This is a genomic window from Pseudoxanthomonas winnipegensis (genome assembly GCF_004283755.1).
GTDB lineage: Bacteria > Pseudomonadota > Gammaproteobacteria > Xanthomonadales > Xanthomonadaceae > Pseudoxanthomonas_A > Pseudoxanthomonas_A winnipegensis.
In genome coordinates, this window is the sequence record NZ_SHMH01000007.1 from 25,690 (window position 1) to 49,266 (window position 23,577).

Genomic DNA, 23,577 nt, shown 5'->3' on the forward strand with positions numbered 1-23,577 from the left:
GGGGTGGAAGCGGCGCCGGCCCATCACGCGCACCCTCAGCGCTTGAGCGACACGAACGCGTTGCGACCGGCGTAGCGCGCGGCCGAACCCAGCGCCTCTTCGATGCGCAGCAGCTGGTTGTACTTGGCCACGCGGTCCGAGCGGGACAGCGAGCCGGTCTTGATCTGCGTGGCGGTGGTGGCCACGGCGATGTCGGCGATGGTGGTGTCCTCGGTCTCGCCCGAGCGGTGCGAGACGATCGCCGCATAGCCGGCGTGGTGGGCCATGGCGATGGCTTCCAGCGTCTCGGTCAGCGTGCCGATCTGATTGACCTTGATCAGGATGGCGTTGGCCGTGTGCGACTCGATGCCTTCCTTGAAGATCTTCGGATTGGTGACGAACAGATCGTCGCCGACCAGTTGGACCGTCTTGCCCAGGCGCTCGGTCAGCTGCTTCCAGCCGGTCCAGTCGTCCTCGGCCATGCCGTCCTCGATGGTGATGATCGGGTACTGGGCGACCCAGTCGGCGAGGAAATCGACGAACTGCTCGGAGGTCAGGCGCTTGTTCTCGCCCACGAGGTTGTACTTGCCGTTGTCGTGGAACTCGCTGGAGGCCACGTCCAGGCCCAGCAGGATATCCTCGCCGGCGGTGTAGCCGGCCTTGCCGATGGCCTCCAGGATGGTGTCCAGCGCCTCGACGTTGCTGCGGAAGTCCGGGGCGAAGCCGCCCTCGTCGCCCACCGCGGTGCTCAGGCCGTGACCCTTGAGCACGCTCTTGAGGGCGTGGAAGATCTCGGTGCCGGCGCGCAGCGACTCGGAGAACGAGGCGAAGCCGACGGGCAGGACCATGAACTCCTGGAAGTCCACGTTGTTGTCGGCATGGGCGCCGCCGTTGATGATGTTCATCATCGGCAGCGGCAGGGTCGGCTGCCAGTCGGCCGGATGCTCGCTGGTGTCGGCCAGGTAGCGCCACAGCGGCTTGCCTTCGGAGGCGGCCACGGCATGGGCGTTGGCCAGCGACACGCCCAGCAGCGCGTTGGCGCCCAGGCGGCCCTTGTTCTCGGTACCGTCCAGATCGATCAGGCGGCGGTCCAGGCCTTCCTGGTCGACCGCATCGAAGCCGGTCAGCGCGTTGGCGATGGCGGTGTTGACGTGCTCGACCGCCTTGCGCACGCCCTTGCCCAGGTAGCGGGTCTTGTCGCCATCGCGCAGTTCCACCGCCTCCCTGGCGCCGGTCGAGGCGCCGGAGGGCACGGCCGCACGGCCAAAGGAACCATCGGTGAGCGTGACTTCCGCCTCCAGCGTGGGGTTGCCACGGGAGTCGAGGATTTCGCGGGCGTGGATCTTGGCGATGTTGGTCATGGGATCTGGTTGGGCTCTATCGATCGGATGAGGGACGAGGGGAGTGGCCTGGGGCTTAGGGCCGCAGACCCGGCATGGCCACGCGCGTCGGCCAGGCGGCGACGCGCGCGTTCGAGCTAGGGGCGATTGTAGAAGGTGCCGCCGCGCGGCGGTGGATCGGCCGGCGCGCCTCGGCGGCGAGCGTTCGACTGACGCCGCAGTGGCGGGTGACGGCGGCGGCATGCGCGCCGCAGGCCAGGCGGCTCAGGCCGGCGAACCCGCGCGACGGGGGCGCACCGGGCGGCATCAGGCCTTGACGCCGTCTTCCAGGAAGCCGTTCTTCTTGGTGATCGAATCCAGCGCCAGCAGGGTCTCCAGCAGCGCTTCCATCTTGTCCAGCGGCCAGGCGTTGGGGCCGTCGGACAGCGCGTGGGCCGGGTCGGGATGGGTCTCGGCGAACAGGCCGGCCACGCCCACGGCCACCGCCGCGCGCGCCAGCACCGGCACGAACTCGCGCTGGCCGCCCGAGCTGGTGCCCTGCCCGCCCGGCAGCTGCACCGAATGGGTCGCATCGAACACCACCGGACAGCCGGTGTCGCGCATCACCGACAGCGAGCGCATGTCGCTGACCAGGTTGTTGTAGCCGAAGGACGCCCCGCGCTCGCACACCAGAATGTCCTGGTTGCCGGTCGACTTGGCCTTCTCCACCACCGGCTTCATGTCCCAGGGCGAGAGGAACTGGCCCTTCTTGATGTTCACCGGACGGCCGGCGGCGCAGACGTTGCGGATGAAGTCGGTCTGGCGCACCAGGAAGGCCGGGGTCTGCAGCACGTCGACGACCGCGGCGACCTCGTTCATCGGCGTGTACTCGTGCACGTCGGTCAGCACCGGCACGCCGATCTGCCGCTTCACGGCCTCGAGCACCTTGAGGCCCTCTTCCAGGCCGGGGCCGCGGAAGGACGTGCCCGAGGTGCGGTTGGCCTTGTCGAAGCTGGACTTGAAGATGAAGTTCATCCCCAGCTTGCCGGTGATCTCCTTCAGCTTGCCGGCCACGTCCAGCTGCAGCTGCATCGACTCGATCACGCAGGGGCCGGCGATCAGGAACAGCGGCTGGTCCAGGCCAACCTCGAATCCACAGAGTTTCATTGGGAATCTCGTTTGATGTGAGAGGAAGCGGGAACGAGTGGAGAGAAACGAGCATCGAGTCCGAGCGACGAGCTCTGGCTCGTCCCTCGTTCCTGGTCGCTCGTTCCTGCCTTCACGCCCTGGCTTCTTTGAGCAGCTTGCCGCCGGCCTTGCGCTCGCGCGCGGCGCGGATGAAGCCGACGAACAGCGGATGACCCTCGCGCGGGGTGGACAGGAACTCCGGGTGCGCCTGGCAGGCCAGGTACCACGGGTGCTTGTCGCGCGGCAGCTCGACCATCTCCACCAGCGTGTCGTCCATCGACTTGGCGCTGATCACCAGGCCAGCGTCCTCGAGCTGGGTGCGATAGCGGTTGTTGAACTCGTAGCGGTGGCGATGACGCTCGGCGACCACGTCGCTGCCGTACAGCTCGCGAGCGAGCGTGCCGGGCTTGAGGCGCTGTTCCTGCAGCCCCAGGCGCATGGTGCCGCCCAGGTCGGAGCGCTCGTCGCGCTTTTCCACATCGCCCGAGGCGGTGCGCCATTCGGTGATCAGGCCGATCACCGGATGCGGGGACTGCTTGTCGTTCTCGGTGCTGTTGGCGCCGGCCAGGCCGCAGACATGGCGCGCGTAGTCCACCACCGCCGCCTGCATGCCGTAGCAGATGCCGAAGTACGGCACGCCGTGTTCGCGCGCGTACTGCGCGGTCAGCACCTTGCCCTCGAAGCCGCGATCGCCGAAGCCGCCCGGCACCAGGATGCCGTCCACGCCGTCCAGGTCGGCGGTGCCGGCCTCGATGTCCTGCGATTCGAGCCACTTGAGGTTCACGCGCGTGCGCTGGCGCAGGCCGCCGTGCTTGAGCGCCTCGCCGACCGACTTGTAGGCGTCCTTGTGGTCCACGTACTTGCCGACCACCGCGATGGTGACCTCGTCCAGCGGGTTGACCGTCGCATCGACCGCGGCCTCCCACTCGCGCAGGTCGGCCTCCTGCTTGGCCGGCAGCTTCAGGCGGTCGACCACGAACTGGTCCAGCCCCTGCTCCTTCAGCCCCAGCGGAATCTTGTAGAGCACATCGACGTCGCGCAGGCTGATCACCGCGCGCTCGGAGACGTTGGTGAACAGCGCGATCTTGCGGCGCTCGCCGTCCGGGATCTCCTGCTCGGAGCGGCACAGCAGCACGTCGGGCTGGATGCCGATCGAGCGCAGCTCCTTGACCGAGTGCTGGGTCGGCTTGGTCTTCAGCTCGCCGGCGGCGGCGATATAGGGCACCAGGGTCAGGTGCATGAAGACCGCCTTCTCCTGGCCGCGCTCGGTGCGGATCTGGCGGATCGCCTCCAGGAACGGCAGCGACTCGATGTCACCCACCGTGCCGCCGATCTCGATCAGCCCCACGTCGAAGCCGGCCACGGCCTCGTCGATGCTGCGCTTGATCTCGTCGGTGATGTGCGGGATGACCTGCACGGTCGCGCCCAGGTAGTCGCCGCGGCGCTCCTTGCGGATGACGTTCTCGTAGATGCGCCCGGTGGTGACCGAGTTCTTGCGGCTCAGGCGCGTGCGCACGAAGCGCTCGTAGTGGCCCAGGTCCAGGTCGGTCTCGGCGCCGTCGTCGGTGACGTAGACCTCACCGTGCTGGAACGGGCTCATCGTGCCCGGGTCGACGTTGATGTAGGGGTCCAGCTTCATCATCGTGACCTTCAGGCCACGCGCTTCGAGAATGGACGCGAGCGAGGCGGCGGCGATGCCCTTGCCAAGCGAGGACACCACGCCGCCGGTCACGAAAATCAGGGGAGTCATGGATCTGAGGGCTCCAGGAAAGCCATAGTCTACCGGCACCGAACCGGACGGCCAAACCTCGCGAGCGAAAAAGGTCTTTCCGATCCGCGTGCGCGGTTACAAAAACGCCCGCGCCCCGACGAGCGGGGCGCGGGCGGACGGCGGAAAGGGAAGGATCAGCGCTTGCGGGCTTCCTCTTCCTCTTCTTCGCTCGGGGCAGGGGCGTGCTGGTCCTGGCCCTTCATGCGGGCCTCGTTGGCGGCACGGCGCGCGGCGCGCTTCTCGGCCTCGCTGCGGGTGTCCTCGGGCTTGGCCGCGGCGCTGGCCTTGCCTTCGACCTGGGGCGCGGCGGACTGGGCCAGCGCCACGGCGGCGGAGGACAGCGCGGCGACGGCGCCGGCGAGCAACAGGACGGTGCGGGTTTTCATGGGGCCTCCTGTGAAGTTCCTTCAAGGTGCGTCGCCGCGCGAAGGCGCAGCTGGACGACGCGACAAGGCTACGCCGGGCTTGTTCAGCCAGGCCTGAATGCGGCGGACGGCCGGCTAGGCCTGGTTTGCGGCGATTTCGTCCAGGCGCGCGCGCAGCGCGCGCACCTGATCGGCGTCGGTGCGCCAGTAGCCGCCCTCGAGCCCGGGCAGATCGCTACTGCCCTGCCCGGCCTGGAAGGCCTTGGCCGAGGCATGGACCTCGCCCACCCCGGTGCGGCGCACCAGCTCGGCCACGTTGTCCACGGTCAGGCCGGCGCCGGCCATCACCGACAGCCGCCCGGCCGCCTGCGCGCGGGCGGCGGCGATGGACGCCGCGCCCTGCGGCGCGCCGGCGGCCTGGCCGGAGGTCAGCACGCGCTCGCAGCCCAGGGCGATGATCTGCTCCAGGGCGCGCTGCGGGTCGCGCACGCTGTCGAAGGCGCGGTGGAAGGTCACGCCCAGCGGCCCGGCCGCGGCGACCAGGGAGGCGCAGCCCTCCGTATCGATCTCGCCCCCGGCGGTCAGCGCGCCGATCACCACGCCGTCGCAGCCCAGGCGCACGCACAGGGCGACATCGCGGCGCATCGCCTCCCACTCGGCCGGCGAATAGACGAAATCGCCGCCGCGCGGCCGGATCAGCACGTACAGCGGGATCGACAGCCGCTCGCGCGCCAGCGCCAGGGTGCCGTAGGACGGCGTGCAGCCGCCCTCGCCCAGGTTTTCGCACAGTTCGATCCGGTCCGCGCCGCCGGCCTGGGCGGCCAGGGCCGATTCCAGCGCGTTGGCCGCGATCTCCAGCTTCACCCGCTGCGCCATGCCGCTCAGGTCTGCTCGGTGCTGTAGATCGACGGCGACGGCAGCAGCGCGTCCTGCTTGGCCGCATCGCAGACCGCGTAGACGAAGCCCTTGTGCAGCGCGAACGCGCCGACCTCGCCGTGCTTGTTCAGCGCCAGGAAGCACACCTGCAGCGTCTTGCTGGCCTCCGGGCGCTTGGCGACCACCCGTTCGATGGCTTCGCGGCAGGCGTCGGCCGGGCTGCGGCCCTGGCGCATCAGTTCGACCACCAGGAAGCTGGCGGCGTTGCGGATCATCTCCTCGCCCACGCCCGAGGCGGTGGCGCCGCCGACGTCGTTGTCCACGTACAGGCCGGCGCCGATGATCGGGCTGTCGCCGACCCGGCCGCGCATCTTCCAGGCCATGCCGCTGGTGGTGCAGGCACCGGCCAGCTTGCCGCTGGCGTCGATGGCCAGCATGCCGATGGTGTCGTGATTTTCCTTGTTGCCGGGCAGGCCGCGGCGTTCGACGTTGATCTCCGGCGCGTACTTGGAGGTCTTGAGCCATTCCTTCCAGGCCTTCTCGGCCTCGGGCGTGCGCAGGTCGCGCACGGTGAAGCCTTGTTCGACGGCGAACTGCTGCGCGCCGGCGCCGACCAGCATCACGTGCGGGGTCTTTTCCATGACCAGGCGCGCCACCGAGATGGGATGGTCGATGCCCTCGATCGCCGCGACCGAGCCGCAGCTGCCGTCGCCCTTCATGATGCTGGCGTCCAGGGTCACGTGGCCGTCGCGGTCGGGATAGCCGCAGCGCCCGACCGTGGAATTGCACTGCCCGGTCTCGGCCCAGCGCGCGCCGGCCTCGACCGCGTCGATCGCGCTGCCGCCCTTGCCCAGCACCGCCCAGGCGGCCTGGTTGGCCGGCACGCCGAAGTCCCAGGTCGACACCACCTTGGCGCCGCTGGCGCCGGTCTGGGCCAGGCCGCGCGGCAGCGCCGCCGCGCCGGCAACCAGAAGCGAGGACTGCAGGAAGGTGCGGCGGGTGGACATGGCAGGGCTCCGTCGTGGGGTCGGTGGGGGTCAGAAGAGGTCGGGCTGGGCCGCGCACCAGGCGGCGGCACCGATGATGCCCAGTTGTCCGTGCGCGATGCACGCCACCGGCACCTGCCGCAGCGCGCTGGACAGCACGCCCTTGTCGTGGAAGCGGCGCATGAAGCCGCCTGCCTCCAGGTGCTGGCCCAGATGGCCGGCCAGGCCGCCGGCCAGGTACACCGAGCGCGCGCAGAAGGTGATCGCCAGGTCCCCGGCCAGGCTGCCCAGCCACTGGCAGAACAGGTCCAGGCACTCGACCGCCAGCGCGTCGCGCCGGTCCTCGGCCGCGGCCACCAGCTCGGCGGGCGTGGCGAACGCCGGTGTGGCGCCGCGCAGTTCGCACAGGGCGGTGTAGAGGTGCAGCAGGCCGGTACCGGACAGCGCGCGCTCGTTGTCCACGTGGCCGAACCGGCGCTGCAGCACGCGCACCACGTCCAGCTCCAGGTCCGTGGCCGCGGCCAGCGCAGCGTGCCCGGCCTCGCTGGGCCAGACGACAAAGCCCGCCGGGCCCTGCATCGCCAGCGCCGCGCCCAGCCCGGTGCCGGGCCCCAGCAGCAGCGCGGGAAACTGCACGCCGGTGGCCGGCTCGCCGGTCAGCGGCCGGATCTGGTCGAGGGCCACGTGCGGCAAGGCCCAGGCCAGGGCCTGGAAATCGTTGATCAGGTGCAGCCGCTGCAGGCCGGCCTGGCGCTGGGTGTCGGCCAGCGACACCGGCCAGGGCAGGTTGGCGTTGAGTAGCGTGTCGCCCTGTAGCAGGCCGGCGATGGCGACCACGGCGGCTGTCGGGCAGGCTTCGCGGGCGGCACGCAGTTCGTCGGCGAAGCGCAGCAGCACGGCGGCCAGGCTGGGGAAATCGGCGCCGGCATAGCGCCGGTGCAACCGCAGCCGCGGCGCGTGCCCGGGCGCAAGCTCGACCAGGCCCAGACGGGCGTAGGTGCCGCCGACGTCGGCGGCGATCAGCTGTTGGATTCCGGCCTGGCCGGGGGCGCCCGCTGTCTCACGGGCGGCGACTTGCACCACTGACAATCTCCTCACCGATGGCGCGCGTCGCACCCGCTGGCGGGCGATTGTATCGGCAAGCGCGGCCCGCTCACGCCTCCTCAGCGCCCGTGACCGGGGCAAAGCCGTGCGAACGTGCAAATCCAGACCCCAGACCGCACACTTGCCGCCCTTCGTGGCACCCACACGACCTGATCGAGTTCAATGAATACCCGCTACAACGCCGCCGATATCGAAGTCCTCTCCGGCCTGGACCCGGTCAAGCGCCGGCCCGGCATGTACACCGACACCTCGCGCCCCAATCACCTGGCGCAGGAAGTCATCGACAACTCGGTGGACGAGGCGCTGGGCGGCCATGCCAGGACCGTGGAGGTCACCCTGTACAAGGACGGCAGCGTCGAGGTGGCCGACGACGGCCGCGGCATGCCGGTGGACATCCACCCGGAGGAGAAGATCCCCGGCGTCGAGCTGATCCTCACCCGCCTGCACGCCGGCGGCAAGTTCAGCAACAAGAACTACACCTTCTCCGGCGGCCTGCACGGCGTGGGCGTGAGCGTGGTCAACGCGCTGTCCACACTGGTGGAGATCCACATCAAGCGCGAGGGCGCCGAGCACCGCATCACCTTCCGCGACGGCGACCGCGCCAGCCCGCTGGAAGTGGTGGGCACGGTCGGCAAGAAGAACACCGGCACGCGCCTGCGCTTCTGGCCCGACCCGAAGTACTTCGACACGCCCAAGATCAACGTGCGCGCCCTACGCCACCTGCTGCGCGCCAAGGCCGTGCTGTGCCCGGGCCTGACGGTCAAGCTGTTCGACGAGGCCACCGGCGAGCAGGACAGCTGGCACTACGAGGACGGCCTGCGCGACTACCTCAAGGGCGAACTGGCCGGGCGCGAGCTGCTGCCGGCCGAGCTGTTCGTCGGCGTCCTGAAGAAGGACACCGAGGTGGTGGACTGGGCCGTGGCCTGGGTGCCGGAAGGCGAGCTGGTGCAGGAGAGCTACGTCAACCTGATCCCCACCGCCCAGCACGGCACCCACGTCAACGGCCTGCGCTCGGGCCTGACCGATGCGCTGCGCGAGTTCTGCGACTTCCGCAACCTGCTGCCGCGCGGGATCAAGCTGGCGCCTGAGGACGTGTGGGACCGGGTCGCCTTCGTGCTCAGCCTGAAGATGACCGATCCGCAGTTCTCCGGCCAGACCAAGGAACGCCTGTCCTCGCGCCAGGCCGCCGGCTTCATCGAGGGCGCCGCGCACGACGCCTTCAGCCTGTGGCTCAACCAGCATGTCGAGACCGGCCTGCAGATCGCCCAGATCGCCATCGACCGCGCCAGCGCGCGGCTGAAGACCGAGAAGCAGATCGTCCGCAAGAAGGTCACCTCCGGCCCCGCCCTGCCCGGCAAGCTGGCCGACTGCATCAGCCAGGACCTCTCGCGCACCGAGCTGTTCCTGGTGGAAGGCGACTCGGCCGGCGGCAGCGCCAAGCAGGCGCGCGACAAGGACTTCCAGGCGATCATGCCGCTGCGCGGCAAGATCCTGAACACCTGGGAAGTGGCCTCCGGCAGCGTGCTGGCCTCCGAGGAAGTGCACAACCTGGCCATCGCTATCGGCTGCGACCCGGGCAAGGACGACATCTCCGGCCTGCGCTACGGCAAGGTGGTGATCCTGGCCGACGCCGACTCCGACGGCCTGCATATCGCCACGCTGCTGTCGGCGCTGTTCCTCAAGCATTTCCCGGCGCTGGTCGCCGCCGGCCACGTATTCGTGGCGATGCCGCCGCTGTTCCGCGTGGACGTGGGCAAGCAGGTGTTCTATGCGCTGGACGAGGAGGAGAAGCGCCTGCTGCTGGAGAAGATCGCGCGCGAGAAGCTCAAGGGCCAGGTCAACGTGACCCGCTTCAAGGGCCTGGGCGAGATGAATCCCTCGCAGCTGCGCGAATCGACCATCCATCCCGACACCCGCCGCCTGGTCCAGCTGACCGTGGACGACGCCGAGCAGACCACCGGCCTGATGGACATGCTGCTGGCCAAGAAGCGGGCTTCGGACAGGAAGGCCTGGCTCGAAACCAAGGGCGATCTGGCGTCGCTGGAAGTGTGATCCTGGCGATTCACTTTTATCAGCCGTAGCGACGGCCCGGACGCCGCTACGCCGGAAACATCCGCGCGGCGTGGCTGAAGACGAAGGGAGACCTGGCGTCGCTGGAAGTCTGAGCGCAGGAGTGGGCGTGGTGAAGTGAGTAGTGAGCCAAAGCGGACGCTCCCGCTCACTGCTCTCCACGCACGCCTCGCTTCTCGCCCCGGCCGGCGTCGGCTAGACTGGCCGACGTTTGTCCAAGCCAAGGTTCCCCCCCGATGACCGCGCCCCTCGCCTATCGCCGCATCCTGCTGAAACTCTCCGGGGAGGCGCTGATGGGATCTGAGGACTACGGCATCGATCCAAAGGTGATCGGCCGCATCGCCCGCGAGATCATCGAGGCGCGCGATGCCGGCGCCGAGGTCGCGCTGGTGATCGGCGGCGGCAACATCTTCCGCGGCGCCGGCCTGGCCGCCGGCGGCATGGACCGGGTCACCGGCGACCAGATGGGCATGCTGGCCACGGTCATCAACGCGCTGGCCATGCAGGACGCGCTGGAAAAGCTCGGCGCCAAGGTGCGCGTGATGAGCGCGCTGAAGATCAACGACGTGTGCGAGGACTACATCCGCCGCCGCGCCGTGCGCCACCTGGAAAAAGGCCGCATCGCGATCTTCGCCGCCGGCACCGGCAACCCCTTCTTCACCACCGACTCGGGCGCGGCGCTGCGCGCGATCGAGATCGAGGCCGACCTGCTGCTCAAGGCGACCAAGGTCGACGGCGTCTACGACAAGGACCCGCGCAAGTTCCCCGACGCCAAGCGTTTCGACACGCTGACCTACGACGAGGTGATCCGCCGCGGCCTGGAGGTGATGGATACCGCCGCCTTCGCCCTGTGCCGCGACAGCGCGGTGCCGCTGCGCATCTACGACCTGTCGGTGCCGGGCAACCTGATGAACATCCTGCGCGGCGAGAACATCGGCACACTGGTGGAAGGCCGGGGCTGAGACGAGTGGAGAGGAATGAGCGCAAAAGAGTGAGCAGGAATCGAATGCCCGCCGCCTTCGCTCACTTCTCACTCTTCTGCCCTCACTCCTCGCTCTTGCCAGCCCCCTCCTCGCCCCTGTAATTGTGTCCGCGCCCCGCCGGCCTCACCCTGCCGCCCCATGGCGCACTCCCACTCCCACGATCACGCAGACCACGGCCACGACCACGCCGGTCATGACCATGGCCACGCGCACCGCGCCACAGGTGGCCACGCGCACGGCGGCGCCGCCGGTGGCGCGCACGCCCAGGACAGCGGCACCCGCGGCTACGCGGTGGCGATGCTGGTCAACCTGGCCTATACCGCCCTGGAGGCCGGCTACGGCTTCCACACCAATTCGCTGGCGCTGCTGAGCGACGCGCTGCACAACCTCGGCGATGTCCTCGGCCTGGCCCTGGCCTGGGCGGCGGCGGCCATGGCGCGCCGTCAGCCCACCGCCAGCCACACCTATGGCTGGGGCAAGGCCACCCTGCTGGCGCCGCTGGCCAACGCGATCGTGCTGATGGTGTTCTCCGGCGGCCTGGCCTGGGAGGCGATCCGCCGCTTCAGCGAGCCGCCCTCGATCCCCGCCATCCCGGTGATGGTGGTGGCCGCGATCGGCATCGCCGTCAACCTGGGTGCGGGCTGGCTGCTGCACAGCGGGCATGGCCACAGCCACGGCGGCAGCGACCTCAACCGCCGCGGCGCGGTGCTGCACCTGATGGCCGATGCGGCGGTGTCGCTGGCCGCGGTCCTGGCGGGCCTGGGCATGTGGTGGCTGGGCTGGGAATGGCTGGACCCGACCACCGCCCTGGTCATCAGTGTGGTGATCGCGATCGGCACCTACGGCCTGCTGCGCGAGAGCTTCGCCGCGGCCATGGACGCGGTGCCCGGGCACATCGACCAGGCCGCGGTGGAGGCCTTCCTGGCCTCGCGCCCCGGCGTTACCGCGGTGCACCACCTGCATATCTGGCCGCTGGGCGCGGGCCAGACCGCGCTGACCGCGCACGTGGTGCGGCCCGAGGCGCAGGACGAGGACGCCTTCATCGAGGCCACCGCCAGCGCGCTGGCCGAACGCTTCGGCATCGGCCACGCCACCTTGCAGCTCGAACGCGGCCAGGCCTGCCAGCAGCCCTGCCGCCCCACGGGCGGCGAAGCGGCATCGGCGCCGCATCACCACTGAGCCCAAGTCCGGCCAGTGCCGGCTTTGACCTATAATCCCGGGTTTGACGAATCCCAGGACCCGACGATGCTGAACGACATCAAGAACGACGCGCAGGCGCGCATGAACAAGAGCGTCGAGTCGCTGCGCCAGGCCCTGACCAAGCTGCGCACCGGTCGCGCCACCCCGGCCCTGGTCGATCATCTGAAGGTCAACTACTACGGCTCGGACATGCCGCTGTCGCAGGTGGCCACCGTGTCGGTGGCCGATGCGCGCTCGCTGACCATCACCCCGTGGGAGAAGCAGATGGTCTCGGCCGTGGAGAAGGCCATCCTGGCCTCCGACCTGGGCCTGACGCCTAACACCGCCGGCACCGTCATCCGCATCAACATCCCGGCCCTGACCGAGGAGCGCCGCCGCGACCTGTCCAAGGTCGTGCACAGCGAGGGCGAGGACACCAAGGTCGCCATCCGCAACGTGCGCCGCGACGCCAACCAGCAGGTCAAGGACCTGCTCAAGGACAAGCAGATCACCGAGGACGACGTGCGCCGCACCGAGGACGAGATCCAGAAGCTCACCGACAAGGCGATCAAGGACGTCGACGAGGTGGTCAAGGCCAAGGAGCAGGAACTGATGGCCGTCTGAGCGGGTCACACCGCCCTCATGACCGCCATGCCGCCCGCCCTGCCCCGCGCCCAGCCGCGCCACCTGGCCATCATCATGGATGGCAATGGCCGCTGGGCGCAGCGCCGCCATCGCCCGCGCATGATCGGCCACCGCGCCGGCGCGCGCGCGGTCAACCTGTGCATCGACTTCTGCCTGGAGCGCGGCATCGAGGCGCTGACCCTGTTCGCCTTCTCCAGCGAGAACTGGGGCCGCCCGGCCGACGAGGTGAGCGCGCTGATGAAGCTGTTCATGGGCGCGCTGGAGCGCGAGGTCGATGAGCTGCACCGCCGCGGCGTGCGCATCCGCTTCATCGGCCAGCGCGCGCGGTTCGCCCCGGCGATCGTGGCGCGCATGGCGGCGGCCGAGGCACAGACAGCCGCCAACACCGCGCTGACCCTGGCGATCGCCGCCAGCTACGGCGGTCGCCAGGACCTGACCGACGCGGCGCGCGCCCTGGCCGTGGAGGTCGCCGCCGGCCGGCTGCGGCCGGAGGACATCGACGAGGCCAGCCTGGATTCGCGCGTGGCGCTGGCCGACCTGCCGCCGCCGGACCTGTTCATCCGCACCGGCGGCGACCACCGCATCAGCAACTTCCTGCTGTGGCAGCTGGCCTATACCGAACTGTGGTTCACCGAGACCCTGTGGCCCGACCTGGATGCCGGCGTGCTGCAAGCCGCGCTGGACGATTTCGCCCAGCGCGAGCGCCGCTTCGGCCTGACCGGTGAGCAGGTCGCCACGCAGGGAGCTCCCGCATGACCCGCGTCCGCGTGATCGCCGCGCTGGTGATGGCGCCGCTAGCGATCGCCGCCATCGTGCTGCTGCCCACACCGTGGCTGGCCGCGCTGGCCGCCGCGCTGTTCCTGATCGGCCTGTGGGAATGGCTGAAGCTGGCCGAGGTGGACGACACCCTGGCGCGCACCGTGCTGGTCCTGCTCAACCTGGCGCTGATGGTGCTGCTGACCTGGGCCAGCCGCGCGCCGAGCGGGCTTTCGCCGGCGCTGTTCCAGCTGGTGTCGCTGATCGGCGTGGCCTGGTGGGTGCTGGCGCTGGTGTGGCTGCGCTTCTACGCCTTCGCCTCGGACCACCAGACCTGGGCTCGGCTGTTCAAGCTGGCCGCCGGCACGCTGGCGGTGGTGCCGGCCTGGTGCGCGCTGTGCCTGATCCACTCCAACAGCTTCGACCCGAAGGCCGGCATGAGCGGCCATCTGTGGCTGCTGACCGCCCTGGCGCTGGTCTGGGCCGCCGACAGCGGGGCGTATTTCGCCGGACGCGCCTTCGGCAAGCACAAGCTGGCCCCGCGCATCAGCCCCAACAAGACCATCGAGGGCCTGGCCGGCGGGCTGATCGGCGGCGTGGTCATCGGCCTGCTCGGCGGCTGGCTGGCGGGCGTGTCGCTGGCGCAGATGCCGGCGCTGGCCCTGGTGTGCGTGGTGACCGTGCTGTTCTCGGTGGCCGGCGACCTGTTCGAAAGCCTGCTCAAGCGGCATGTCGGGGCCAAGGATTCCGGCCACCTGATCCCCGGCCACGGCGGCGTGCTGGACCGCATCGACGGCGTGATCGCCGCGCTGCCGGTGTTCCTGATCGGCCGCGAGCTGCTGGGGTTCTAAGCCGATGGATGCGCCTGTTCCCTTCTCGCGTCGCGTCGCCGTGCTCGGCGCCACCGGCTCGATCGGCAGCTCCGCGCTGGACGTGATCGCCCGGCACCCGGACCAGCTGCGCGCGACCGTGCTGGCCGCCGGCAGCAATGTCCCGGCGCTGGTCGCGCTGTGCCGCAGCCACCGTCCCGACCATGCCGTGATCGCCGATCCGGCCCGCTACGCCGAGCTGCGCGACGCGCTGGCCGACGCCGGCCTGTCCGCCATCCAGGCGCATGCCGGCGAGGCGGCGCTGGACGCGCTGGTGGCCGGTCAGGCCTGCGACACGGTCGTGGCCGCCATCGTCGGCGCCGCCGGGCTGTCCTCTACCCTGGCCGCCGCGCGCGCCGGCAAGCGCCTGCTGCTGGCCAACAAGGAATCGCTGGTGCTGGCCGGCGCCCTGGTGATCGCCGCGGCGCAGGCCTCCGGCGCGGACATCGTGCCGATCGACAGCGAACACAACGCCATCTTCCAGTGCCTGGGCTCGCGCCAGGCCGGGGCGCAGGTGCGCCGGATCATCCTGACCGCCTCGGGCGGGCCGTTCCGCGGGCGCAGCCGCGCCTCGCTGGAGGCGGTCACCGTGGCCCAGGCCGTGGCCCATCCCAAGTGGTCGATGGGGCCGAAGATCTCGGTCGATTCGGCCACGCTGATGAACAAGGGCCTGGAGCTGATCGAGGCCGCGCATCTGTTCGACGTCGGCCGCGAGCGGCTGGACGTGCTGGTACACCCGCAGAGCCTGGTGCATTCGCTGGTGGACTTCATCGACGGCTCGACCCTGGCCCAGCTGGGCCTGCCGGACATGCGCACCGCCCTGTCGGTCGGCCTGGGCTGGCCGCAGCGGCTGGAATCGGGCGTGGGCGGGCTGGACCTGCTGGCGCACGGCCGGCTGGACTTCGAGGCGCCGGACATGGAGGCCTTCCCCTGCCTGCGGCTGGCCTGGGGGGCCCTGGCGGCCGGCGGCGCGGCGCCGGCGGTGCTCAACGCGGCCAACGAATCGGCCGTTTCAGCCTTTCTTCAGGGCCGGATCGGTTTCCTAGCGATCCCTGCATTGGTCGAGGATGCCCTCGCCGCCCATGCGCATGCCCCGGCCGAGACGCTGGAGGCGCTGCTGGCGGCCGATGGCCTCGCGCGGCGCTTCAGCCAGGACTGGATCCACCGCACCACAGGCCACGCCGTTTCCGCATGAGTGATATCGCAGGCTCCATCTGGTGGCTGATCGTCGCACTCGGCGTGCTGGTCACCTTCCATGAATTCGGCCATTACTGGGTCGCGCGTCGCTGCGGCGTGGGCGTGCTGCGCTTCTCGGTGGGCTTCGGCAAGCCGCTGTGGTCGCGCCGCGACCGCCACGGCACCGAGTTCGCCATCGCGCCGATCCCGCTGGGCGGCTACGTCAAGATGCTGGACGAGCGCGAGGCCGACGTTCCTCCCGAGCGCCTGCACGAGGCCTTCAACCGCAAGCCGGTCGGCCAGCGCATCGCCATCGTCGCGGCCGGGCCGATCGCCAACCTGATCCTGTGCGTGGCCCTGCTGTGGGCCATGTTCGTGATCGGCAAGGAGGATTTCGCCCCGGTGGTCGGCCACGTGGCCGGCATCGCCCAGCAGTCCGGCCTGCGCCCGGGCGACCGCATCCTGAACGTGGACGGGCGCAGCACCCCGACCGCGACCGAGGCCACGATCGAGCTGACCGGCGCGGCGATGGACGGGCGCGACGCGCGCGCCCGGGTCGAGGACGCGGCGGGCAATACGCTGGAGCGCACGGTCTACACTTCGCGCGTGCCGGCCGGTTTCAACGAGCAGGACGTGGCCGGGACGCTGGGCCTGCGCTGGCAGTTCCTGGTCGATCCGGCGCAGGTGCGCGCGGTCGCGGCCGATTCGCCCGCCGCCGGCGTGCTGCAGGTCGGCGACCTGATCACCGCCATCGACGGCGAGCCGGTGCAGCAGGCCGCCGACCTGCGTCCGCTGGTGCAGACCCTGGGCGCGCGCGGCGGCGAGGTCATGATCGAGGTCGAACGCGAGGGCAGCCGCCTGGCCCTGCCGCTGCGGCCGCGGCAGATGACCGACCCGGCCAGCGGCGCGCATTACTGGGGTCTGGGCATCTCCCTGGGCCGCGACACCGCCCCGGCCTACGACGCGCTGCAGCGCTACGGGCCGCTGCAGGCGATTCCCGCCGCCCTGCGCCAGACTTGGCAGCTGGCCTCCGATTCGCTGGGCATGATCCGGCGCATGGTGACCGGCCACGCCTCGCTGCAGGGGGTTTCCGGGCCGATCACCATCGCCAAGGTGGCCAATGCCTCGGCCGAACGCGGCCTGACCTGGTTCCTGCAGTTCCTGGCCCTGCTCTCGCTGAGCCTGGCCATCGTCAACCTGCTGCCGATCCCGGTCTTGGACGGCGGACACCTGCTGTATTACCTTATCGAGTTGGTCAAGGGCAGCCCGCTCAGCGAGCGGGCCATGGCTGCGGGCCAGTTCGTGGGCCTGGCCTTCCTGGCTGGCCTGATGGGGCTGGCGCTGTACAACGATATCCTGCGCCCGGTGATCTGATGCCCTCCACTACCTCTTCCATGGCCGCGTCGCGGCCCGGCCCCGCACGGGGTCACTCCAAAACCAGTTTTTCGACGGATGTGATGATGACGCGACTCCCGACCCGCCGCCTGCTCGCCCTTGCCCTGGCTTCGGCCATCGCGGCACCGGCCTGGGCCCAGTCGACCGGCACGGTGCCGCCGTTCGGCTCGCAGCAGCAGCCGTCCGCGCCGGCCTTCGGCACGCAGCCGGCCGCCCCGGCCTCGGCCTCGGACTTCGTGGCCAGCGACATCCGCGTGGACGGGGTGCAGCGCATCTCCAGCGGCACGGTGCTGACCTACCTGCCGATCGAGCGCGGCGACACGGTGACCCAGGCCAAGATCGGCGAGGCGATCCGCGCGCTGTACAAGACCGGCTTCTTCGAGAACGTGCAGCTCTCGCGCCAGGGCTCGATCCTGGTGGTCACGCTGAAGGAGCGTCCAGCGATCAACAAGCTGACGCTGACCGGCAACAAGGACATCAAGACCGAGGACCTGACCAAGGGCCTGAACGACATCGGCCTGTCCGAGGGCGGCACCTTCGACCGCCTGGCGCTGGACCGCGTCACCCAGGAGCTGGTGCGCCAGTACAACAACCGCGGCAAGTACAACGTCCAGATCACCCCGACGGTCAGCCCGCTGGACCGCAACCGCGTGGACGTGACCATCGCGATCAAGGAAGGCAAGGCGGCCAAGATCCGCCACATCAACCTGATCGGCACCGAGAAGTTCCCGCAGGAAGACATCCGCGAGGGCTGGGAGTCGCAGGAGCACAACTGGCTGTCCTGGTACAAGCGCGACGACCAGTACTCCAAGGAAAAGCTCTCCGGCGACATCGAGAAGCTCAACTCCTGGTACCTGGACCGCGGCTACGTGGATTTCAGCCTGGATTCGACCCAGGTCGCGATCAGCCCGGACAAGAAGGACATGTTCATCACCGGCGGGGTGACCGAGGGCGAGCAGTACACCGTCTCGGACGTCAAGGTCAGCGGCGACACGATCCTGCCGCAGGAGCGCGTGGAGAAGATGGTGCTGGTGCGCAAGGGCCAGATCTTCTCGCGCCGCCTGCTGGAGATGACCTCCGACGGCATCACCGCCACGCTGGGCAACATCGGCTACGCCTTCGCCCAGGTCAATCCGATCCCGACCATCGACCGCGACAAGCGCACGGTCGGCATCAACTTCCAGGTCGTGCCGGGCCCGCGCGTCAACGTGCGCCGCATCGAGTTCAAGGGCAACAGCCGCACCGCCGACGAGGTGCTGCGCCGCGAGATGCGCCAGTTCGAAGGCGCCTGGTACTCGCAGGCGGCGATCGACCGTTCCAAGATCCGCCTGCAGCGCCTGGGCTACTTCGAGACCGTGGACGTGCAGACCCAGCCGGTGCCGGGCACGCGCGATCAGGTGGACGTGATCTACAACGTCAAGGAAACCACCTCGGGCAGCTTCGTGTTCGGCCTGGGCTATTCGCAGCTGTCCGGCATCACCACCTCGGTGCAGCTGTCGCAGAACAACTTCCTGGGCGGCGGCAACCGCGTGTCGGTCGAGGCCTCGCGCAGCGACTACCTGAGCCGCTACTCGTTCTCCTTCACCAACCCGTACTTCACCGACGACGGCGTGTCGCTGGGCTACAACCTGTCCTACAGCGACCTGGACTACTCGGACTACAACACCGCCGCGTACTCCTCGCGCAACGTCGCCGCGCAGACGATCCTGGGCATCCCGCTGAGCGAGAGCGACAGCATCTCGGTCATGTTCGGCGTCGACTCGACCCAGGTCAGCACCTACGACAACTACACCCCGCAGGCCATCGTCGACTACGTCAAGGCGCTTGGCAGCCGCACCTTCCACGCCTGGCGCACCCAGGTCGGCTGGGCGCGCGACACGCGCAACGACTACTGGATGCCCACCCGCGGCACCTACCAGCGCGTCTCGGCGGAAATCACCCTGCCCGGCTCGACCGTGGAGTACTACAAGCTCAACTACGAGTTCTCCAAGTACTGGCCGCTCAGCCCGGCCTTCGTGCTGCGCACCGGTGGTGAGATCGGCTACGGCAACAGCTACGGCAGCGACACCTCGCGCGTGATCTGCAAGGACCCCGCCACCGACGTCGCCGTGGCATGCGGCACGGCCGGCGCGGTCGCGGAGACCTTCACCGCCACCGGCCTGCCGTTCTACGAGAACTTCTACGCCGGCGGCGTGCGCTCGGTGCGCGGCTTCGAGGACAACACCCTGGGCCCGCGTTCGGAACCGACCGCCTACTACAACCGCGGCCAGCCGCTGGGTGGTTCGCTCAAGACGATCGGCCAGATCGAGATGCTGTTCCCGAAGCTGTTCGATTCCAACGCCGCGCGCATCTCGGCCTTCATCGACGTGGGCAACGTGTTCAACGGCTACGACAACTTCCACGCCAACGACCTGCGCGCCTCCACGGGCGTGGCGCTGCTGTGGCGCGCGCCGGTGGGCCCGATCTCGATCAGCTACGCCTTCCCGCTCAAGACCCAGCCGGGCGATGAGATCGAGCGCCTGCAGTTCACCTTCGGCGGCTCGTTCTAAGCGCCACGCGTCGACCCTCGCTGGCACAGGCAAAGGCCCGGCTCGACCGGGCCTTCGCTTGTGCGGTGCGGGTCCGGGGTAAAATGCCGCCGATGACCACTCCTTCTTCCCAGACGGCTGGCGCCCTGGCCGAGCGCTTCGGCCTGGAACTGCATGGCGATGGCGACACCGTCGTGACCGGCGTGGCGACGCTGGCCGGCGCGCGGCCCGGGCAGCTGGCCTTTCTGGCCAATCCGCGCTACGCCGACCTGCTGGCCTCCACGCAGGCCTCGGTGGTGATCGTCGGCCGCGACCACGTCGAGGGCGTGCGCGGCGTGGCGCTGGTGGCCAAGGATCCGCATGCGGCCTTCGCCAAGGTCTCCGAGCTGTTCGAGCCGACCTATCCGCGCGCGCCGGGCATCCATCCCAGCGCGGTGATCGAGCCTTCCGCGCGCATCGCCGCCAGCGCCAGCATCGGCGCGCATGTCTACATCGGCGCCAACAGCGTGGTCGGCGAGCGCTGCATCGTCGGCCCGGGCTGCGTGATCGGCGAGGACTGCAGCCTGGAAGAAGGCTGCGAGCTCGTCGCCCGCGTCACCCTGGTGGTGCGTGTGCGCCTGGGTCGGCGCGTGCGCGTGCATCCCGGCGCCGTGCTCGGCGCGCAGGGCTTCGGCCTGGCGATGGAGGCCGGGCGCTGGCTCAACGTGCCGCAACTGGGCGGGGTGGTGATCGGCGACGATTGCGAGATCGGCGCCAACACCTGCATCGACCGCGGCGCGCTGGAAGACACCGTGCTGGCCGAGGATGTGCGGGTGGACAACCTCATCCAGATCGCCCACAACGTGCAGGTCGGCGCGCACACCGCCATGGCCGCGCAGGTGGGTATCGCAGGGAGCGCGAAGATCGGCCAGTACTGCATGCTGGCCGGCAAGGTCGGCGTGGCCGGCCACCTGGAGATCGGCGACAAGGTCACCGTGCTGGCCATGTCCATGGTCGCAGGTCCCGTGACCGAGCCGGGCACCTACGCCTCTTCCCTTCCCATCACCGATGTCCGCACCTGGCGCAAGAACGCGGCACGTTTCCGCCAGCTCGATGCGCTCGCCCGCCGGATTCCCTCCGGCAAGGACACCCAAGAAGCACCATGACGATGAACCTGGAACTGCCGCTCACCATCGAAACCATCCAGCGCCTGCTGCCGCATCGCTATCCGTTCCTGCTGGTGGACCGGGTGACCGAACTCGAGCCGGACACGCGCATCAAGGCCTACAAGAACGTCACCTTCAACGAGCCGTTCTTCATGGGGCACTTCCCCGAGCGCTCGGTGATGCCGGGCGTGCTGATCATCGAGGCGCTGGCCCAGGCCGGCGGCCTGATCACCCAGATCGCCAACGGCGAGGCGGCCGCGTGCAAGCTGTTCTACCTGGTCAAGGTGGAGAACGTGAAGTTCAGCGCGCCGGTGGTGCCGGGCGATCGCCTTGAGATGGAGGTCACCATCAAGCGCAAGATCCGCAACATGGCCGTGTACGAGGGCATCGCGCGCGTGGACGGCAAGCAGGTCGCCTGCGCCGAGATGCTGTGCGCCGAGGTCGACAAGGGCAAGGGAGATTGAGCCGATGGCGCAGACCCTGATCCACCCTTCGGCCGTGGTCGACCCGGGCGCCAGGCTCGGCGTCGGCGTGCAGGTCGGTGCGTTCAGCCTGATCGGCGCCGATGTGGAAGTGGGCGATGGCAGCATCGTCGGCCCGCACTGCTCGATCACCGGCCCGACCCGCATCGGCCGCGAGAACCATTTCGTCGGCCATGTCGCCGCGGGCGGACCGCCGCAGGACAAGAAGTTCGCCGGCGAACGCACCGAGCTGGTGATCGGCGACCGCAACGTGTTCCGCGAGTTCGTCACGCTCAACCGCGGCACCGTCACCGGCACCACCGTCACCCGCATCGGCGATGACAACTGGATGCTGGCCTATACCCACGTGGCGCACGACTGCCACGTCGGCAACCATTGCGTGTTCTCCAACAACACCACCCTGGCCGGGCATGTGACGGTCGAGGACTGGGTGATCTTCAGCGGCTTCTCCGGCGCGCATCAGTTCTGTCGCGTCGGCGCGCACGCCTTCATCGGCATGGGCGCACTGGTCGGCGGCGATGTCGCCCCGTTCACCATGTTCGCCGCCGACGATCATGGCCGCCCGCGCGGCATCAACAGCGAAGGCCTCAAGCGCCGCGGCTTCGATGCCGAGCGCATCGCCGCGATCAAGCGCGCCTACCGCACGCTGTACGTGGCCGGCCTGCCGCTGGCCGAGGCCCAGGCGCAGCTGGCCGAGCAGGCCAAGGACAGCAGCGATGTGCAGGCCATGCTCGACTTCATCGCCCACGGCGAGCGCCGCCTGGTGCGTTGAGCGGTGCACGCCTGATGCCTACGACGGCCGGCTCCTCGCGCACCCTGGCCGAGCTGATGGCAGGTCCGCAGGGCGCACGCGCGCCACGCATCGCGCTGGTGGCCGGCGAGGCCTCCGGCGATGCGCTCGGCGCCGGATTGATCGCACAGCTGCGCCAGCGCCATCCCGAGGCCCGCTTCGCCGGCATCGGCGGTCCGGGCATGCGCGCGGCCGGGCTGGATGCGTGGTTCGACGCCAGCGAACTGGCGGTGATGGGCCTGACCGAGGTCCTGCGCCACCTGCCGCGCCTGCTGCGCCTGCGCAAGTCGCTGCGCCAGCAGCTGCTGGACTGGCAGCCGGACGTGTTCATCGGCATCGATGCGCCGGACTTCAATCTGGGCATGGAGCGCTGGCTCAAGCAGCGCGGCGTGCCCACCGTGCATTACGTCAGCCCCTCGGTCTGGGCCTGGCGCGAGAAGCGCGCCGACCGGATCGGCCGCAGCGCCGACCTGGTGCTGTGCCTGTTTCCGATGGAGCCGGACATCTACGCGCGCCATGGCGTGGATGCGCGCTATGTCGGCCATCCCATGGCCGACGCGCTGCCGCTGCAGCCAGATCGCGAGGCCGCGCGCGCGGCGCTGGGCCTGGGCACGCGGCCGGTGCTGTCGGTGCTGCCCGGCAGCCGCATGGGCGAGGTCGGCCGGCTGGCGCAGGACTTCATCGATGCCGCCCTGCGCGTGGCCGAGCAGGTACCTGGCCTGCAGGTGCTGATTCCGGCCGCCAACCCGGCCGTGCACGCCGTGCTGGAGCCGCTGCTGGCCGCCACGCCCTTCCCCTCGCCGCGTCCGCGCCTGCTCGATGGTCAGGCGCGCGAGGCGATGGTCGCCAGCGACGTGGTGCTGCTGGCCTCGGGCACGGCCACGCTGGAGGCGATGCTGGCCAAGCGCGCGATGGTGGTGGGCTACAAGGTCGCCCCGGCCTCGGCCTGGCTGGCGCGCAGGCTGCGCCTGCTGAAGGTCAAGCGCTTCGCCCTGCCCAACATCCTGGCCGGTGAGGACCTCGCGCCCGAGCTGATGCAGGAAGACTGCACGCCCGAGCGGCTGGCCACGGCGGTGCTGGAGTGGTTCGCGCATCCCGAGGCGGTCGCCGCGCTGCAGGGACGCTATCTGGAGCTGCACGCCCTGCTGCGCCAGGACGCCTCGGCGCGCGCAGCGGATGCGGTGGATGAACTGCTGGAAAGCAGGGGCCAGGGGTCGGGGGCCAGGGACCAGGCCTCGACATCGACATGAACGACCCGATGCCCGGCTGCCAGCCTTCTCCCTTGCCTCCGGCCCCTGGTCTCCGGCCCCTGCTCGTCGCCGGCGTCGACGAGGCCGGGCGCGGGCCGCTGGCCGGGCCGCTGACAGTGGCGGCGGTGGTGTTCGACCCGGCGCGCCCGCGCATCAACGGGCTGGACGACTCCAAGCAGCTCACCGCCGCCAAGCGCGAGCTGTTCTACGGCCGCATCACCGAGCGTGCGCTGGCCTGGCACGTGGTGGTGCTGGAGGTGCCCGACATCGACCGGCTCAACATCTACCAGGCCACGATGCTCGGCATGCGCCTGGCGGTGGAAGCGGTGGCGCACGTGGCCGGCGTTGCCCATATCGACGGCAACCGGGTGCCCGCCGGCCTGCCCTGCCCCGGGCATGCGCTGATCGGCGGCGACGGCCGCGACCGGGCGATCATGGCCGCCTCGATCCTGGCCAAGGTCACCCGCGACCGGATGATGCGCGAGCTGCACCAGACCCATCCCGAATACGGGTTCGCCGTGCACAAGGGCTATGGCACGCCCGCGCACCTGGCCGCGCTCGACGCGCACGGCCCCTGCCCGCAGCACCGTCACAGTTTCGCGCCGGTGCGCGAGGCCGCCGCGCGCCGGGCCGGGCTGGGACAGGTCGCGCTGTTCTAGGCCTTTGGGCCTGAACGCGTAGAGGCCGGCCCGCGCCGACCCGCGGGCCTGTCAAGCCTGCC

Annotated in this window: 21 protein-coding genes; 14 read left to right on the forward strand and 7 right to left on the reverse strand. The window is 69.9% G+C overall.

All coding sequences use genetic code 11. From position 1 onward, the window contains the following. Positions 1–35 precede the first annotated feature (35 nt). From eno to EAT51_RS14085, 7 genes are all read right to left on the reverse strand, one after another. Entirely contained in the window at positions 36–1,340 is a 1,305-nt protein-coding gene (gene eno, locus EAT51_RS14055; protein WP_130521393.1) for a phosphopyruvate hydratase, read from the reverse strand. 285 nt (positions 1,341–1,625) lie between these two features. Further along, positions 1,626–2,465: a 3-deoxy-8-phosphooctulonate synthase gene (gene kdsA, locus EAT51_RS14060; RefSeq protein WP_130521390.1), complete on the reverse strand. Its 840-nt coding sequence runs from the start codon at positions 2,463–2,465 to the stop codon at positions 1,626–1,628. 112 nt (positions 2,466–2,577) lie between these two features. Beyond that, positions 2,578–4,236 carry a CTP synthase gene (gene pyrG, locus EAT51_RS14065; protein WP_130521388.1) on the reverse strand — a complete coding sequence of 553 codons (1,659 nt, stop codon included), beginning with the start codon at positions 4,234–4,236 and terminating at the stop codon, positions 2,578–2,580. 155 nt (positions 4,237–4,391) lie between these two features. Then, complete coding sequence (locus EAT51_RS14070; protein WP_130521386.1) at positions 4,392–4,643, reverse strand: hypothetical protein; 252 nt, start codon at positions 4,641–4,643, stop codon at positions 4,392–4,394. A 114-nt stretch (positions 4,644–4,757) separates the two neighbouring features. Then, on the reverse strand, positions 4,758–5,498 hold the full coding sequence (locus EAT51_RS14075) for a copper homeostasis protein CutC (RefSeq protein WP_130561765.1): 741 nt from the start codon (positions 5,496–5,498) through the stop codon (positions 4,758–4,760). Positions 5,499–5,503: 5 nt separating this feature from the next. Then, entirely contained in the window at positions 5,504–6,505 is a 1,002-nt protein-coding gene (locus EAT51_RS14080) for a glycosylasparaginase (RefSeq protein ID WP_130521382.1), read from the reverse strand. 30 nt (positions 6,506–6,535) lie between these two features. Then, positions 6,536–7,564 carry a glucokinase gene (locus EAT51_RS14085; protein WP_228257944.1) on the reverse strand — a complete coding sequence of 343 codons (1,029 nt, stop codon included), beginning with the start codon at positions 7,562–7,564 and terminating at the stop codon, positions 6,536–6,538. 186 nt (positions 7,565–7,750) lie between these two features. Here EAT51_RS14085 and parE point away from each other — a divergent pair, with 186 nt between their 5' ends. The 14 genes from parE to EAT51_RS14155 all read left to right on the forward strand — a co-directional run bounded on the left by parE (position 7,751) and on the right by EAT51_RS14155 (position 23,515). Then, positions 7,751–9,640 (forward strand): DNA topoisomerase IV subunit B, encoded by a 1,890-nt coding sequence (gene parE / locus EAT51_RS14090; protein ID WP_130521378.1) that lies wholly within the window; start codon positions 7,751–7,753, stop codon positions 9,638–9,640. 254 nt (positions 9,641–9,894) lie between these two features. Then, positions 9,895–10,620 (forward strand): UMP kinase, encoded by a 726-nt coding sequence (pyrH, locus tag EAT51_RS14095; RefSeq protein WP_130521376.1) that lies wholly within the window; start codon positions 9,895–9,897, stop codon positions 10,618–10,620. Between the two features lie 159 nt (positions 10,621–10,779). Beyond that, positions 10,780–11,820: a cation diffusion facilitator family transporter gene (locus tag EAT51_RS14100; RefSeq protein WP_130521374.1), complete on the forward strand. Its 1,041-nt coding sequence runs from the start codon at positions 10,780–10,782 to the stop codon at positions 11,818–11,820. 66 nt (positions 11,821–11,886) lie between these two features. Beyond that, positions 11,887–12,444, forward strand: a complete 558-nt coding sequence (gene frr / locus EAT51_RS14105; RefSeq protein WP_130521372.1) for a ribosome recycling factor — start codon at positions 11,887–11,889, stop codon at positions 12,442–12,444. An 18-nt stretch (positions 12,445–12,462) separates the two neighbouring features. Next, entirely contained in the window at positions 12,463–13,221 is a 759-nt protein-coding gene (uppS, locus tag EAT51_RS14110; RefSeq protein ID WP_130521370.1) for a polyprenyl diphosphate synthase, read from the forward strand. After that, positions 13,218–14,072 carry a phosphatidate cytidylyltransferase gene (locus EAT51_RS14115; RefSeq protein WP_130521368.1) on the forward strand — a complete coding sequence of 285 codons (855 nt, stop codon included), beginning with the start codon at positions 13,218–13,220 and terminating at the stop codon, positions 14,070–14,072. Before uppS ends, EAT51_RS14115 begins: the two co-directional genes overlap by 4 nt. 4 nt (positions 14,073–14,076) lie before the next feature. After that, entirely contained in the window at positions 14,077–15,285 is a 1,209-nt protein-coding gene (dxr, locus tag EAT51_RS14120; protein ID WP_130521366.1) for a 1-deoxy-D-xylulose-5-phosphate reductoisomerase, read from the forward strand. Continuing rightward, positions 15,282–16,640 carry an RIP metalloprotease RseP gene (gene rseP, locus EAT51_RS14125; protein WP_130521364.1) on the forward strand — a complete coding sequence of 453 codons (1,359 nt, stop codon included), beginning with the start codon at positions 15,282–15,284 and terminating at the stop codon, positions 16,638–16,640. Before dxr ends, rseP begins: the two co-directional genes overlap by 4 nt. Before the next feature lie 257 nt (positions 16,641–16,897). Continuing rightward, positions 16,898–19,210 (forward strand): outer membrane protein assembly factor BamA, encoded by a 2,313-nt coding sequence (gene bamA / locus EAT51_RS14130; protein WP_425478245.1) that lies wholly within the window; start codon positions 16,898–16,900, stop codon positions 19,208–19,210. A gap of 92 nt (positions 19,211–19,302) precedes the next feature. Beyond that, positions 19,303–20,334, forward strand: a complete 1,032-nt coding sequence (lpxD, locus tag EAT51_RS14135) for a UDP-3-O-(3-hydroxymyristoyl)glucosamine N-acyltransferase (protein WP_130521360.1) — start codon at positions 19,303–19,305, stop codon at positions 20,332–20,334. Beyond that, positions 20,331–20,798: a 3-hydroxyacyl-ACP dehydratase FabZ gene (gene fabZ, locus EAT51_RS14140; RefSeq protein ID WP_130521358.1), complete on the forward strand. Its 468-nt coding sequence runs from the start codon at positions 20,331–20,333 to the stop codon at positions 20,796–20,798. The genes lpxD and fabZ overlap by 4 nt, the downstream gene beginning before the upstream one ends. A gap of 4 nt (positions 20,799–20,802) precedes the next feature. Continuing rightward, entirely contained in the window at positions 20,803–21,588 is a 786-nt protein-coding gene (gene lpxA, locus EAT51_RS14145) for an acyl-ACP--UDP-N-acetylglucosamine O-acyltransferase (protein ID WP_130521356.1), read from the forward strand. A 14-nt stretch (positions 21,589–21,602) separates the two neighbouring features. After that, positions 21,603–22,856, forward strand: a complete 1,254-nt coding sequence (lpxB, locus tag EAT51_RS14150) for a lipid-A-disaccharide synthase (RefSeq protein ID WP_130561766.1) — start codon at positions 21,603–21,605, stop codon at positions 22,854–22,856. An 8-nt stretch (positions 22,857–22,864) separates the two neighbouring features. Continuing rightward, positions 22,865–23,515: a ribonuclease HII gene (locus EAT51_RS14155; protein ID WP_228257956.1), complete on the forward strand. Its 651-nt coding sequence runs from the start codon at positions 22,865–22,867 to the stop codon at positions 23,513–23,515. The last annotated feature ends 62 nt before the right edge of the window (positions 23,516–23,577 follow it).

Excerpts from the sequence above, each read along its gene's own strand:
- EAT51_RS14070 (WP_130521386.1), bottom strand. The coding sequence starts at position 4,643 with ATGAAAACCCGCACCGTCCTGTTGCTCGCCGGCGCCGTCGCCGCGCTG.
- EAT51_RS14075 (WP_130561765.1), bottom strand. The coding sequence starts at position 5,498 with ATGGCGCAGCGGGTGAAGCTGGAGATCGCGGCCAACGCGCTGGAATCG.
- pyrG (WP_130521388.1), bottom strand. The coding sequence starts at position 4,236 with ATGACTCCCCTGATTTTCGTGACCGGCGGCGTGGTGTCCTCGCTTGGC.
- EAT51_RS14115 (WP_130521368.1), top strand. The coding sequence starts at position 13,218 with ATGACCCGCGTCCGCGTGATCGCCGCGCTGGTGATGGCGCCGCTAGCG.
- frr (WP_130521372.1), top strand. The coding sequence starts at position 11,887 with ATGCTGAACGACATCAAGAACGACGCGCAGGCGCGCATGAACAAGAGC.
- uppS (WP_130521370.1), top strand. The coding sequence starts at position 12,463 with ATGACCGCCATGCCGCCCGCCCTGCCCCGCGCCCAGCCGCGCCACCTG.
- fabZ (WP_130521358.1), top strand. The coding sequence starts at position 20,331 with ATGACGATGAACCTGGAACTGCCGCTCACCATCGAAACCATCCAGCGC.
- eno (WP_130521393.1), bottom strand. The coding sequence starts at position 1,340 with ATGACCAACATCGCCAAGATCCACGCCCGCGAAATCCTCGACTCCCGT.
- EAT51_RS14080 (WP_130521382.1), bottom strand. The coding sequence starts at position 6,505 with ATGTCCACCCGCCGCACCTTCCTGCAGTCCTCGCTTCTGGTTGCCGGC.
- lpxA (WP_130521356.1), top strand. The coding sequence starts at position 20,803 with ATGGCGCAGACCCTGATCCACCCTTCGGCCGTGGTCGACCCGGGCGCC.
- parE (WP_130521378.1), top strand. The coding sequence starts at position 7,751 with ATGAATACCCGCTACAACGCCGCCGATATCGAAGTCCTCTCCGGCCTG.
- pyrH (WP_130521376.1), top strand. The coding sequence starts at position 9,895 with ATGACCGCGCCCCTCGCCTATCGCCGCATCCTGCTGAAACTCTCCGGG.
- dxr (WP_130521366.1), top strand. The coding sequence starts at position 14,077 with ATGGATGCGCCTGTTCCCTTCTCGCGTCGCGTCGCCGTGCTCGGCGCC.
- lpxD (WP_130521360.1), top strand. The coding sequence starts at position 19,303 with ATGACCACTCCTTCTTCCCAGACGGCTGGCGCCCTGGCCGAGCGCTTC.
- kdsA (WP_130521390.1), bottom strand. The coding sequence starts at position 2,465 with ATGAAACTCTGTGGATTCGAGGTTGGCCTGGACCAGCCGCTGTTCCTG.
- EAT51_RS14155 (WP_228257956.1), top strand. The coding sequence starts at position 22,865 with ATGCCCGGCTGCCAGCCTTCTCCCTTGCCTCCGGCCCCTGGTCTCCGG.
- EAT51_RS14100 (WP_130521374.1), top strand. The coding sequence starts at position 10,780 with ATGGCGCACTCCCACTCCCACGATCACGCAGACCACGGCCACGACCAC.
- lpxB (WP_130561766.1), top strand. The coding sequence starts at position 21,603 with ATGCCTACGACGGCCGGCTCCTCGCGCACCCTGGCCGAGCTGATGGCA.
- rseP (WP_130521364.1), top strand. The coding sequence starts at position 15,282 with ATGAGTGATATCGCAGGCTCCATCTGGTGGCTGATCGTCGCACTCGGC.